The sequence below is a fragment of the Stenotrophomonas sp. 86156_Sma genome (assembly GCF_056481625.1).
On the sequence record NZ_CM151157.1, the window covers coordinates 509,848 to 522,514 of the forward strand.

Consider the following 12,667-nt stretch of genomic DNA (forward strand, 5'->3'; position numbering starts at 1 on the left):
CGGCGCTTGTGCGGGCCGGGCGTGCGTGCTGTGATCGACGCATGCTCGAGCCCGCACTGACGCAGCGTCTGGAAACCCTCTGGCGGATGGAGTCGCCGGTGTTGATCGCGCGCCTGGCGCGGCTGCTCGGGGGCGATGTCGGCCGCGCCGAGGAGCTGGCCCAGGACACCTGGCTGGCCGCGCTGGAGCGCTGGCCGGAGCAGGGCATCCCGGACAACCCCGGAGCCTGGCTGATGACCACTGCGCGCAACCGTGCCATTGATGTGCTGCGCCAGCACCAGCGGGTGGCGCAGCAGCATGCGCAGTGGGGCGAGGAACTGCATCCGGCGCCGCTGCCGGCGCCCGATGACAGTCAAGCGCTGGAAGATGATCTGGGTGACGACCTGCTGCGGCTGATGTTCGTGGCCTGCCATCCGGTGTTGCCGGCCGATGCACGGGTGGCATTGACCCTGCGCCTGCTGGGTGGCCTGACCACTGTCGAGATCGCGCGCGCCTTCCTGCAGCCCGAGCCGACCATCGCCCAGCGCATCGTGCGCGCCAAGCGCACCTTGGCGCAGAAGCAGGTGCCCTACGAGGTCCCGCGTGCTGACGCGATGCCCGAGCGGCTTGGTTCGGTGCTGGAAGCGATCTACCTGGTGTTCAACGAAGGCTATGCGGCCAGTGCCGGTGACGACTGGATGCGCCCGGCACTGTGCGAGGAGGCGCTGCGGCTCGCGCGCATCCTGGCGCACCGGCTGCCGGTGCCGCCGGTGCTGGGCCTGCTGGCGCTGATGGAGCTGCAGGCCTCGCGTGCCGCGGCACGGACCGATGCGCAGGGCGTGCCGGTACTGCTGGACCAGCAGAACCGCGCGCGCTGGGACTGGCTGCAGATTGAACGCGGGCAGCAGGTGCTGGCGCGCGCGCTGGCCGCCGGTGGCGCTGATGATCCCTATGTACTGCAGGCGCGTATCGCAGCGTGCCATGCAGCGGCGCGCCGCCCCGAGGATACCGACTGGCCGCGCATCGCAGCGCTCTATACGCAGCTGCTGCAGGTGCAGCCCTCGCCGGTTGTTGCATTGAACCGGGTCGTGGCGGTGCTGCGCAGTGACGGTGCCTTCGCGGCGTGGGCGCAGCTGCAGCCGTTGCTGGTGGACGCGCGACTGCGTGAGTACGCGCCGCTGCAGGTGGTGCGCGGGGAGTTACTACAGGCGCTGGGGCGCGACCTGGACGCACGTCACGCTTTTGCGGAAGCCGCCAGACTCAGCCAGAACCAGGCAGAGCGGGGCCTGCTGCGGCAACGGGCCGGCCTGCCTCCCACGGAGTGACCTCGACGAAGGCAGCACTTGTCGGCGGGCCCGCGAGCCGTTATGTTTCGCGCCCAGCGGACGCGTCAGCGTCCACTTTCCATGCGTATTGACCGAGGAGCGGTTGGATGTATTCAAGGACGAAGAGCGCATCGCGCGCTTTTGCGCGCCTGCTTGCCTGTGCCCTGTGCCTGGCCGTATGGCCGATGGCCGTACAGGCGGCAGACAAATCACAGCAGGCCTATTGGGCCGGTTTTGCCTATACCGCTGATGCCGCTGCCGTGCAGGCGACCACGCCGCATGCGCACGCCGTGCTGGAAAAGCGTGGCTTGATCCCGCTCAACCAGACCCTGGGGCAGGGGCTCAAGCGCCGCGCCCCGGCCCACCTGCAGCTGATCGACCAGCCGGTGGCGATGCTCGACGGCACCACCAGTGCGACAGTGCTGGCCGCGGCACTGGACCGCGAACTGGTCTCGGTCGAGCCGATCGGTGACCAGTACAAGGTGCTGGTGGAAGTGGCGCTGCAGGCGCTGTTCTTCGATTTCCGCGAGCGCCAGGTGATCGCGTCCTATCCGCTTACCCTGCAGCGCATCGACGTGCAGGATTACCGGCCGGACAACGACGATATCGACGCGATCGTCGCCGATCTCCTGTATGGCAGCGCCGATACCAGCCTGTCGCAGGTGCTGGCTGCCAGCCTCGCCCAGGCCAGGCTGCCCGATGCCGCCGTGCGTCGCCTGCAGGTCGGTGGCGTAACCCTGTCCGACGTGGTCCGCGCCAAGCTGCCCGACCCGAAGTGGGAAGCCCCGCTGCGCGCCACGCTGGCCCATGAGCTGTCCAAGACGCTGTCGTCCAATACCGGCGTCGGCCTGCTGCCGCCGGCCTCGGGCCAGGCGATCGGTGGTGCGATGGCGGCGCGCTTTGCCGACGGCAAGGTCTACCAGCTGAAGATTCCCGAGCCGGACTACGTCATCAACCTGCAGGTGGATGCGCTGAAGAACGGCGTGATCGAAGAAACGCCGGCGATGAAGACGATGCTGTTCGGCGCGTTCTTCACCGCCAAGGTGACCGAGCCGTTCTCCGGCAAGGTCTATTTCGAACAGCCGCTGCGCAAGGGTGCCACCAAGGTGGTGCCGGTCACGCAGTGGCAGGTCGACCAGTGGTCGGCCAGCTACGAAACCCTGCTGGCCGGCTTCGACGCCTTCGCCGGCGCCGCCGCCAAGCGCGCCGATTCGCGCGGCTGGCTGGACGAACAGAAGCCGGGCGGCCGCCCGTTGCAGCAGCAGACCCAAGCCCTCCAGGAGTTGATCAAGTCATGTCGTTGATGCGTACCATCCTGCTCATCCTCATCGCCCTGGTGGTGGCCTCCCCGGTCGCTGCACAGACCGCCAGTTCGCGCGGTACCGGTTCGGCCAGCTACGGCCTGCGCCTGAGTGCCGACACCCGCGCCCAGGCCCTGAACAAGGCCAAGGTCAATGCACTGGAGGCGTACATCGCCGAAACCGGTGCGGCCAAGCTGCGCCTGTTCGAAGCACGTCGCGCCGAGTTCATCGGCGAGATCGACCGCTACGTGCTCAGCGCCGTGCAGCTGTCGGACACCGAAGACAAGAAGGCCAAGACCTACAGCGTCACCGTCCGCGCCGAGATCAACACCACCCTGCTGCAGACCAAGCTGGATGCTGGCTCGGCCGTTGCTGGCGCCACTGCTGCGCAGCGCTCGCTGCTGACCTTCCTGTTCATGGCGCGCTCGCAGGACACCGTGCAGTCGTTCCAGGACAAGGAATACCGCCGCGTCGACGCCAGCAGCAGCTACAGCGAGAACACCCGTGAAGGCGACAGCTTCCGCGGCAACTCGGTCAGCACCAACGGCAGCATCAACCAGAACGGTTCGATGTCGGTCACCAGCGGCGGCAGCACCACCCAGCGCAGCGACAACATCAGCTGGAAGGTGGCCAACGCCGCCGAAGTGAACACCGCGATGACCGGTGCCTTCAGCGCCGCCGGCTACGAAGTGGTTGAAGCCGAATACGTGGAAGGCGAATCGCGCGGCCTGCTCAGCATCGAGCGTATCCGCAAGGACTTCAGCACCGGCAACGACCTGGCCCCGGCCACCCTGCGTGATACCGCCAACGGCATCCGTGCGGCCAACATCCCGTACATCGCCGTCGGCACCCTCGACGTCGGCATGCGCGACCGCGACCCGGCCAGCGGCAACACCCGCGTGTTCGTCACCGTCACCGGCAAGGTGCTGGACGTGACTGGTCGCTTCCCGCGCACCGTGTCGTCGGTGGGCCCGGTGCAGTTCTCCGGTACCGGCCCGAACGAAACCGTCGCCCGTACCAACGCGCTGCAGCTGGCGGCTGAAAAGGCTGCCCAGCAGATGATCAACGAACTGAACGTCAAGGCAGTTCGTTGATCCGCCACCCCGGTGGGTGCCGAGCTCGCTCGGCATCGCCCTCGGGTTACCGATTTCCCACGTGCCGCTTCGCGGCCGTCTCTCCCAAAAGGACACTCACATGATCCGCAATACCGCTCTTGTCGTGGCCATCGCTGCCGCCACCCTGTCGATGCCGGCCCACGCTGGCCTGGGCAAGCTGAAGGACCTGGCTGGCGCCGCTACCGGCACCTCCAGCAGCAGCGCCTCCAGCGCCGCCGCTCCGGACGAAGCCGCGCAGGAAGCGCTGGTGCGTCGTTTCGTCAGCTCGCAGTCGCACTCGCTGCAGGCCCAGACCTCGTTTGCCCGCGCCTTCGGCCTGGCCGAGCAGGTGCAGCTGCTGGAAGCCGAGCGCCAGGCGCTGTCGTCGGGTTCGGTCAGCGTCGATGCGATGAAGAAGTCGGTGTCGGTCAGTGAAGCTGCGCAGGCGGCGATCAACGAGCGCCAGGCCGCACAGCCGGAACTGAACGCTGAATCCAAGCAGCACTACGCCGAAGGCCTGGTCTCGCTGCTGTCCTCGGCGGCCGAAGCACAGAAGCTGGGCGGCGAAGCCAGCAACTTCACCGCCGGCATGAAGAACCTGGGCGCGACCCAGCTGGCCACCGTCGGCCGCAAGCTGGCCGCCGGTGCATGGGTGGCCAAGGAATCGCCGGGCTTCATCCAGGGCCTGTACGGTTCGACCAAGTCGGCCGTGACCTTCGCCAAGAAGAGCAAGGTGAAGGTGCCGTCCAACGCCGATTCGATGCTCGACACGCTCTGATCCGAGGCGAATCTCCATGCGTATGACCTACCGTTTGATCGGCCTGGGCCTGGCTGCCACGCTGCTTGCAGCCTGTGGCAAGCAGGACACCCCGGCCGCCGCGCCCGCCAAGGACAAGGCAACCAGTGCACTGGCCAGCAATGCGCCAGTGGAAGCAGCGCCCCTGCGTGGCACGCCGGATTTCGGCGGCACCACCCAGGTCGCGCGCGAAGCCGACGGCATCGGCAGCACCCCGGAACTGGCGGTGCTGGCGGCATTGCAGTCGGCGGTGGCGCAGATCAACGGCGTACGCGTGGCCAGCCAGATGCAGAGCCTGCGTGCAGGCCTGCATGTGGATGTGGATGACGAACACGTCGGCGATATCCGCGCCGACGCGTTCACCCAGCAGATGATCGCCGGCTCGCAGGGCGCGGTGCTGGGCTATGAAATCCTGTCGCAGGATGAAGTGCGGCAGCTGGACGAGGAAACCATCGCCCGCGTGCGCGCCAGCGACGAAGGCTGGAGCTTCAAGGGCTCGGCGTCGGCCAGTGCCTCCGGCGAAGCATCGGCCAAGAGCGGTTCGGCCTCGGCCAGCGTCAGGGAAAGCTACGACGAGAAGGTCAACGTCGATGCCAAGCGTGGCGCCAGTTCGTTCGATTCCGACGTGACCCATCGCAGCATGCGCAGCTACTGGAAGGTGCGCGTGCGCGCACAGATCGCCCAGTACCGCGCGCCGGACGAGCAGGGCAAGCCGAAGATCGTGGTTGCACTGCCGCGCACCAAGGCCGGCAGCTATGCCGTGGGCGACGGCCGCGTGGACGCGGACGAAGTGGCCGACGCGATCCGCGCACGCCTGTCCGACACGTTGACCCAGACCCAGCGCTTCATCGTGCTGGACCGAGAGTTCGGTGACGAACTACAGGCCGAGATCGACCACATCAACAGCGGCAACGTGCGCCTGCAGGACACCGCACGGGTCGGCCAGCAGCTGGCGACCGACCTGATCCTGATCCCGACCATCGAACGCTTCGAGTACCCGCGCAGCGTGCGCAACCTGCGCATGTCCGACCGCCAGGTGACCTCGTACTCCGGTGGCGGCCGCATTACCCTGCGCCTGATCAACGCCACCACCGGCCAGGTGGTGATGTCCGACAGCTTCGACCACCAGCTGGCCTCGACCGGCCCCAGCACCCTGCCGCGCGTGGTCAACGGCCGCAACATGGCCGCGGCGATGATGGAATCGCTGTCCGGCCAGATCGGTACCACCATCGTCACCACGCTGTTCCCGGTGTCGGTGGTGTCGGTGGACGGAGACCAGGTGGTGCTGAGCCAGGGCGGTGACACCGTGCAGGCCGGCCAGCGCTGGCAGGCCGTGCGCCTGGGCGAAGAACTGAAGGACCCGCAGACCGGTCGCTCGCTGGGCCGCAGCGAACACCCGTGCTGCACCATCCGCATCGACCGCGTGGCCGCACAGACCTCGTACGGCACCATCGAAGACGGTGTCGACGCCATGCGCGGCGGCTTCCGTCCGGGCCAGATTGAACTGCGCCAGAAGCTGGGCAGCAAGCCGGCTGCCGCCGCTGCTGGCGCAACGGCCTCGGCTGCACCGGCCGCCGCCGCGCGCCCGGCGGCCAAGCCGAAGCCCAAGCCCGCTGCCGCCCCGGCCGAAGACCCGAACTGGTAACAGGCTCAAGCAACACACCGATGGGGTCAGAGACCTTTCCCACCGGGAAAGAGCTCTGACCCTTTCTTGTTTCCGTCCGTGTCGACCAAGGTCGACACCTACCAACAGCAGCGGGAACCTGTCGAAGGCGGGGTGGGTCCGGTTGCGGGGGTGTAAGCGCCATGGATGGCGCGCCCAAGCCTCCAGGGACGGATTCACGGCGTCCCCCGCAACCGGACCTACCCCGCCTACACTCAGGAACCCAGCTTTTGCTGTTGCTTCGGCCGTTGCCGTTGTTTCTGCGGGTGCAGGGCGCAGCCCTGCCGAACCCCTTACACTCCAGAAGGATTTCCCTGCTGGAGAGAGCAATGAAACGAGTAGTACTGGGCGTGCTGGCCCTGTCAGTGTCGAGCGCACTGATGGCGGCCACCCCGAAATTCGATGGCGCGCGGATCTCCGCCGACGTCAAGGAACTGGCCTCCGACGCCTACGAAGGCCGCTCCCCGGCCACCGCCGGCGAAGAGAAGACCATCGCCTTCCTCAGCAAGCAGTTCGCCGACGCCGGCCTGCAGCCGGGCGGTGACCTCAAGGATGGCAAGCGCCTGTGGACCCAGGCCGTGCCGCTGCGCAAGGGCGACATCGTCGGCGCACCGCAGCTGGCGCTGCACCAGGGCGGCAAGACCGTTGCGCTGGAACAGGGCAAGCAGATCGCCGTGCGCGCCGCCATGAACGGCGCCAGCAACGTCGACATCAGCAAGGCCCCGCTGGTGTTCCTCGGCTACGGCGTGAAGGCCCCGGAGCGCAACTGGGATGACTTCAAGGGCGTGGACCTGAAGGGCAAGATCGCCGTCGTGCTGATCAATGACCCGGACTTCGAGACCGGCCAGGGTGATTTCGACGGCAAGGGCATGACCTACTACGGCCGTTGGACCTACAAGTACGAAGAAGGCGCCCGCCAGGGCGCGCTGGGCGTGCTGATCGTGCACGAGACCGCACCGGCGTCGTACGGCTGGGCCACCGTGGCCGGTTCCAACACCAACACCATGTTCGATGTGGTGCGCGACAACCCGGCCGACAGCCACCCGCTGCTGGAAGGCTGGATCCAGCGCGACCTGGCCGTGGAGCTGTTCCGCTCGGCCGGGCAGGACTTCGAGGCGCTGAAGAAGAAGGCGCAGCAGCGCGACTTCACCCCGGTGCCGCTGACCGGCGCCAGCCTGGACGCGAAGTACGCGGTGAAGACCGAAGTGATCACCTCGCACAACGTGGCCGCACGCCTGGAAGGCAGCAGCCACCCGGACGAGACGATCATCTACAGCGCGCACTGGGACCACATCGGCGTGGGCGAGCCCGACGCACGTGGCGACCGGATCTTCAATGGCGCTCTGGACAACGCCAGTGGCACCGCATCGCTGATCGAACTGGCCCGTGGCTTCGCCAAGGCCAAGCGCCCGCAGCGTTCGCTGCTGTTCCTGGCGGTCACCGCCGAGGAAAAGGGCCTGCTGGGTTCGGAGTACTACGCCACCCATCCGCTGTATCCGCTGGAAAAGACCGTGGCGGTGATCAACATGGATGGCATGGCGCCGTTCGGGCCGTCGCGTGATTTCGGCATCTACGGTGCCGCGCGCTTCGAGCTGCTGGACCAGCTGAAGGACGTGGCCAAGGGCTGGGATATCCGCTACACGCCGGACCCGAAGCCGGAAGCGGGCCTGTTCTTCCGCTCCGATCACTTCCCGTTCGCCAAGCGTGGCGTGCCGGCGCTGTCCTGGTCGGCCGGCCAGGACTGGGTGGACGGTGGCGTGGCCGCAGGCAAGAAGGCCTCCGAGGACTACACCGCCAAGCGCTACCACCAGCAGGGCGACGAGTGGCAGCCGGACTGGGTGTTCGCCGGTGCCGCCCGCGACCTGGAAGTGCTGTACACGCTGGGCAACCAGCTGGCCAACTCGCGCAGCTGGCCGAACTGGAGCAAGGACGAATCGTTCCGCGCCGTGCGTGACGCCAGCGCCGACCAGCGCAAGTAAGGGAATGCACCGGGTTCGCCCGGCGCCTCCCGGGTAGTGCCGGCCGCTGGTTGGCAACCTTGTGATGCTTGTGGAGGTCATGGGGAGCCGGCCAGCGGCCGGCTCTACCAGAATGGCTTCCATCCCCGCTTTCCGGCCCTTCGTCGCAACCCGCTTGTTTGCCCGGCGGGCCGCCCTATGCTCGGCTCACCCCCTTCCTCCAAGGCGCCGCCGTGTTCGCCAGCCTCTCTCTCCTGCTTCGTCACCTGCTGGCCTGGGCTGCGGCGCTGTTCGTCGCCGGCATGGTCTGGAGCGGCATTTTCAGCGGCATGAACGACGGCCCTGGCTGGGTGTTCGGGCTGCTGGTGATGTTCCTGATGATTTCCGCGCTGGGCAGCGCGATTACCCATGTACGCCGCGTCTGGCTGGTCGCCGGCCGGCTGGATTCGACCACGCTCTCCGGCCGCCAGCGCCGCCAGGTGGAACTGCCGATGGATGCCGGCCAGGCATTCTCGGTGGTGGAAGCGGCCATCGCTGAACTGCCGCGCGTTGAAGACGTGGAAAGTTCGGCCGGCAGCCTGCAGGTGCGGGCCTACGTGCGCCGCGTGGATGCCTGGAACGGCCGCCAGCCATCGCGCTGGAACCTGCCGGCACGGCTGGCGATCAAGCGCAACAGCGTGCTGGCGACGGTCACGCCGGGGCAGGGCACCAGTACCGTCACCCTGTTGTTTGAGCCGGATGCCGGCTGGTGGGCCGACCTGCTGGCACTGGATGAGGGCAGCAACTTCGAGAACGCCGAAGCGGTCACCCGCGCGATCAGCCGCCGTGTTGCCGACCAGCGTCGCGACGAGCAGGCTGCGGCTGAGCAGACCCAGGTGGAAAAGGAGCTGTCGGTGGCCCGGTTGAACCTGCTGCATGCGCAGGTGGAACCGCACTTCCTCTACAACACGCTGGCCAACGCGCAGGTGCTGACCCGCACCGACCCGGCACGTGCCGACCAGATGCTGGGCCACCTGATCCAGTACCTGCGCAGCTCGTTGCCACAGGTGGACGAATCGCTGTCCACGCTGGGCGTGGAGCTGGAGCGCACCCGTGCCTACCTGGAGATCCTGCGTATCCGCATGGGCGCACGGCTGGGGGTGGAGGTGCAGGTACCGAACGAACTGCACGGCGTGCAGCTGCCGGCGATGGCGCTGCAGACGCTGGTGGAGAATGCGATCAAGCATGGCCTGGAACCGAAGCCCGGCGGTGGCACGATCTGGATCCTGGCGCGTGGCTTCGATGACCATGTAACGGTGACGGTGGCCGACGATGGCCTCGGCTTCGGCCAGGGCACCAGCGGCACCGGCATCGGCCTGAAGAATCTTCGCGAGCGCCTGCGCCTGACCTGCGGCGAGCAGGCCGGTGTGGCGATCGTCGCCAACTTCCCCAGCGGCGTGGCCGCGACCATGACCCTGCCGCAGTCGAACAAGGAGCGCAGCCATGCCGCTTGAAGCGCTGATTGCCGAAGATGAGGAACTGCTGCGGCAGTCGCTGGTCGAGCAGCTCGGCCGGTTGTGGCCGGACCTGAAGCTGGTGGCCGAGTGCGAGGATGGCGCCAGTGCGCTGGAACAGCTGGCCGAGAAACAGCCGGACATCGCCTTCCTCGATATCCGCATGCCCGGCATCAGTGGCATTGAAGTGGCGCGTTCGCTGTCCGAACTGAGCCCGCGCACCCAGGTGGTGTTCGTTACCGCCTACGACCAGTACGCCATCGACGCGTTCGAGCAGGGTGCGATGGACTACCTGCTGAAGCCGGTCAGCGATGAGCGCCTGCTGGCCACGCGCGAACGCATCCTGTCGCGGCTGCCATCAACGCGCCAGGACGATGCCGTACTCGAACGCCTGCTTCAGCGCCTGGGGCCGTCGCAGAGGGCGGCAGAGCGCCCGCCCTTGGCCTGGATCACCGCCAGCAACGGCCGCGAGACGCAGCTGATCATGCTGGAAGACGTGGCCTACTTCCGTGCTGACAACAAGTACACCACCGTGATGACCGCGGCCGGTGAGAGCCTGCTGCGCACACCGTTGCGCGAGCTGCTGGAAGTGCTCGATCCGCAGCACTTCCGCCAGATCCATCGCTCGACCATCGTCAACATGAAGGCGGTGGCAGCGGTCAGCCGCGACGATACCGGGCGCGGGGTGCTGCGCCTGCGTGGGCGTACGGAGACGCTGGTGGTCAGCCAACCCTTCATGAGCCTGTTCCGCGGCATGTAGCCGCACCCTGGAGGCACCATGCGCCTGTTCCTGTTTGCCTGCGTTGCTGCGCTGTCGTTGGCCGGCTGCGAGAAGTCCAGCGAAACCTCGATCACCCGTACCAATGCCAACGGCGTGGACACGCTGTACAGCAAACGCACCGTGGTCGATGGCGAGGCGCGGTTCCAGTGCATCGCCAGCAGCAGTGGCCACTGCCACTACGTGGTGCTGGACCCTGCATGCAGCAGCGGGGCCGCGTGTGCCACGCCGCCGTTGCGTCGGTTCGCGGTGGCGGTGGGAAAGACCGAGGCGATGCGTGACCTGCCCAGGGGCTTCCACCAATGCGTCAGCCAGGACCCGATAGAACAATGCCACCGTGAGTGATCACGGTGGCATTGTGGGTCCCCCCGCTTCCCTGAAGGGTCAGTAGGCAGGTTGCAGTGTCAGGTCGTGGTGGTGCTCGTTCTCACCCACATGGTTCAGGCGGCCGACCAGTTCTGAGTGCTGCTTCATGCGCCCGATCTCGGTCATGATGCGGATGTCCTCATGGCGCAGCTCGCGCTTGGCGGTGACGGCCTGCTTGTAGTCCAGCACTTCCGGGTAGTGCTCGGCCAGGTCCAGTGCCTCGGCCACGTTCTCGACGCTGTCGGCCTTGGAGCTGATGCGGGCGCGGCTGTTGAAGGCCTTCATCCAACGCTCGAAACCGGCGGTGCGGTCGAACATGTTGGCCATGAACCAGATCACGAACAGGATCGAGATCCAAGAGCCGAACACCACGACCACGCGGGTGAAGGTGATGTGGTAATCGTCGCGCCACAGGTAGTTGGTGATCAGCCCGAGGATCAGCAGCGAGGCCGCCTGCCAGCCGACGATCGAGGCGATCAGCCATTGGCACTTGGCCTGGGCCAGCACAGCCACTTCATCGCGGATCTGCTGCTCGCTGAGGCTGCGCCAGTGCGCGACCTGTTTTTCGAACGGGCTGCTGTAGAGCTCGTTGTCGCGAAGCAGTAGTCCCAAACCCTTGAACAAAGCAATCATGGCTGGCTCCTTGTGGAACGTGCGTCGATCAGCGTTGGACGGTGTGGCGGGTTCAGTTCTAGCACTTCCAGCGAGCCGTGCAATGGGCGCAATGCCTAGCGGCGTAAGGGTTTTGTCTGAATGGGTGAATGTTGTTGCATCGCAACATCAAGGTCGCAGCCTGCGACAGGATGTCGCAGGGTGAAACGTGCTGCGGCTGCACATGAAACCGTGGCTGAGCGCGGAGGCTCGCCGTCGGCGTCGTGATCGCCCAGAATCGGGGCCGACCGCGCAACCTGCGGCCGCTCTTCCGCCTTTCCTGGACCTGTGATGCCGGCTCTGCTGCAGCGACTCTCCCGCCCCGTCACCGCGCCGATCCGGCGCTGGGTACTGGAGGCCTTCCCGCGTGGCCAGAGCGGCATCGATTACGACCACCCGCTGGGAGACCCGGGCTGGTTCGGCCCGGACAGCGTCACCTGGCGGCTGCACGCCGAGTTCCCCTCGATGCTGGCCGGAGGCCTGTGTGCGCTGATGCTGCAGACCCTGCACCCGCGCGCACTGGCCGGGGTCTACGACCATTCCAACTTCCGGCAGGACCTGGTGGGCCGCCTGCGCCGCACCACCGCCTTCGTTGCCGGCACCAGCTATGCGCCCCGCGGCGAGGTGGAGGCGCTGGTGGCCAAGATACGCCGCATCCATGCGCAGATCCGCGGCCAGACCGCGCAGGGGGAGCCCTATGCGGCGGACGATCCGCAGCTGCTGACGTGGGTGCACGTGACCGAGGCGTTTGGCTTCCTGCAAGGCTTCCGCCGCTACGGGCGCGAGGTGCCGGCGCACATCGCCGATCGCTACTACGACGAGTACCGCTGCGTGGCCGAGGCACTGGGTGCGGTGGATGTGCCGCGCAGTGAAGCGGAAGTGGCCGCGTACTTCTGCGCGCGGCAGCCGGAACTGCGCGTCGACGAACGCTCGCGCGAAGTGCTGGAGGTGTTGTCCGGCGTGCGCCTGCCGGTACCGGTGCCGGGTCTGTCGCGCGAAGTGTTCCTCGGCGCCGGTGCGGCGCTGCTGCCGGATTGGGCCGAGGGCATGCTGGAACGCAATGCGCGCCAGCGCGCACAAGCTGCAGCGTCGGCGAAGCTGATGCAGGGCATGGCGCCGCTGTTCCGCCGCGCGCTGCCCGATGGCCTGGCCAGCCGCGCCTGCACGCGCATGGGCGTGCCGGTGGCGGTGTTGCGCGAGTGGCCCGAACTGCTCCGGTAGCTGCCAACCTTGGTTGGCACGCATTTCGCGCGGTGCCGCAGA

At 67.2% G+C, this 12,667-nt stretch carries 11 protein-coding genes; 10 read left to right on the plus strand and 1 reads right to left on the minus strand.

Translation table 11 applies throughout. The features are described from left to right. Positions 1–41: 41 nt before the first annotated feature. The 9 genes from ACZK33_RS02300 to ACZK33_RS02340 all read left to right on the plus strand — a co-directional run bounded on the left by ACZK33_RS02300 (position 42) and on the right by ACZK33_RS02340 (position 10,732). A complete protein-coding gene (locus tag ACZK33_RS02300; protein ID WP_012509914.1) occupies positions 42–1,304 on the plus strand; it encodes an RNA polymerase sigma factor in 1,263 nt (420 codons plus the stop codon). A gap of 107 nt (positions 1,305–1,411) precedes the next feature. Beyond that, positions 1,412–2,608, plus strand: a complete 1,197-nt coding sequence (locus ACZK33_RS02305; RefSeq protein WP_423174431.1) for a hypothetical protein — start codon at positions 1,412–1,414, stop codon at positions 2,606–2,608. Then, on the plus strand, positions 2,599–3,699 hold the full coding sequence (locus ACZK33_RS02310; protein ID WP_100437775.1) for a hypothetical protein: 1,101 nt from the start codon (positions 2,599–2,601) through the stop codon (positions 3,697–3,699). The genes ACZK33_RS02305 and ACZK33_RS02310 overlap by 10 nt, the downstream gene beginning before the upstream one ends. Before the next feature lie 100 nt (positions 3,700–3,799). Further along, positions 3,800–4,477, plus strand: a complete 678-nt coding sequence (locus ACZK33_RS02315) for a hypothetical protein (protein ID WP_049398327.1) — start codon at positions 3,800–3,802, stop codon at positions 4,475–4,477. A gap of 16 nt (positions 4,478–4,493) precedes the next feature. After that, a complete protein-coding gene (locus ACZK33_RS02320; protein ID WP_423174432.1) occupies positions 4,494–6,140 on the plus strand; it encodes a CsgG/HfaB family protein in 1,647 nt (548 codons plus the stop codon). A gap of 347 nt (positions 6,141–6,487) precedes the next feature. Beyond that, entirely contained in the window at positions 6,488–8,137 is a 1,650-nt protein-coding gene (locus ACZK33_RS02325) for a M28 family metallopeptidase (protein WP_423174433.1), read from the plus strand. A gap of 212 nt (positions 8,138–8,349) precedes the next feature. Continuing rightward, positions 8,350–9,609 (plus strand): sensor histidine kinase, encoded by a 1,260-nt coding sequence (locus ACZK33_RS02330; RefSeq protein ID WP_423174434.1) that lies wholly within the window; start codon positions 8,350–8,352, stop codon positions 9,607–9,609. Beyond that, a complete protein-coding gene (locus ACZK33_RS02335; protein WP_032128763.1) occupies positions 9,599–10,369 on the plus strand; it encodes a LytR/AlgR family response regulator transcription factor in 771 nt (256 codons plus the stop codon). Before ACZK33_RS02330 ends, ACZK33_RS02335 begins: the two co-directional genes overlap by 11 nt. Positions 10,370–10,387: 18 nt before the next feature. Then, complete coding sequence (locus ACZK33_RS02340; protein ID WP_032128762.1) at positions 10,388–10,732, plus strand: hypothetical protein; 345 nt, start codon at positions 10,388–10,390, stop codon at positions 10,730–10,732. A gap of 39 nt (positions 10,733–10,771) precedes the next feature. On the opposite strand, the gene ACZK33_RS02345 is transcribed toward ACZK33_RS02340, so the two are convergent. Then, positions 10,772–11,386 (minus strand): hypothetical protein, encoded by a 615-nt coding sequence (locus ACZK33_RS02345; protein ID WP_032128761.1) that lies wholly within the window; start codon positions 11,384–11,386, stop codon positions 10,772–10,774. Positions 11,387–11,695: 309 nt separating this feature from the next. Here ACZK33_RS02345 and ACZK33_RS02350 point away from each other — a divergent pair, with 309 nt between their 5' ends. After that, complete coding sequence (locus ACZK33_RS02350) at positions 11,696–12,625, plus strand: oxygenase MpaB family protein (RefSeq protein ID WP_423174435.1); 930 nt, start codon at positions 11,696–11,698, stop codon at positions 12,623–12,625. Positions 12,626–12,667 lie beyond the last annotated feature (42 nt).

Bases quoted from the DNA above. Each gene is read 5' to 3' on its own strand.
- ACZK33_RS02320 (WP_423174432.1), top strand. From the start codon at position 4,494: ATGCGTATGACCTACCGTTTGATCGGCCTGGGCCTGGCTGCCACGCTG.
- ACZK33_RS02345 (WP_032128761.1), bottom strand. From the start codon at position 11,386: ATGATTGCTTTGTTCAAGGGTTTGGGACTACTGCTTCGCGACAACGAG.
- ACZK33_RS02305 (WP_423174431.1), top strand. From the start codon at position 1,412: ATGTATTCAAGGACGAAGAGCGCATCGCGCGCTTTTGCGCGCCTGCTT.
- ACZK33_RS02310 (WP_100437775.1), top strand. From the start codon at position 2,599: ATGTCGTTGATGCGTACCATCCTGCTCATCCTCATCGCCCTGGTGGTG.
- ACZK33_RS02325 (WP_423174433.1), top strand. From the start codon at position 6,488: ATGAAACGAGTAGTACTGGGCGTGCTGGCCCTGTCAGTGTCGAGCGCA.
- ACZK33_RS02335 (WP_032128763.1), top strand. From the start codon at position 9,599: ATGCCGCTTGAAGCGCTGATTGCCGAAGATGAGGAACTGCTGCGGCAG.
- ACZK33_RS02350 (WP_423174435.1), top strand. From the start codon at position 11,696: ATGCCGGCTCTGCTGCAGCGACTCTCCCGCCCCGTCACCGCGCCGATC.
- ACZK33_RS02300 (WP_012509914.1), top strand. From the start codon at position 42: ATGCTCGAGCCCGCACTGACGCAGCGTCTGGAAACCCTCTGGCGGATG.
- ACZK33_RS02340 (WP_032128762.1), top strand. From the start codon at position 10,388: ATGCGCCTGTTCCTGTTTGCCTGCGTTGCTGCGCTGTCGTTGGCCGGC.
- ACZK33_RS02315 (WP_049398327.1), top strand. From the start codon at position 3,800: ATGATCCGCAATACCGCTCTTGTCGTGGCCATCGCTGCCGCCACCCTG.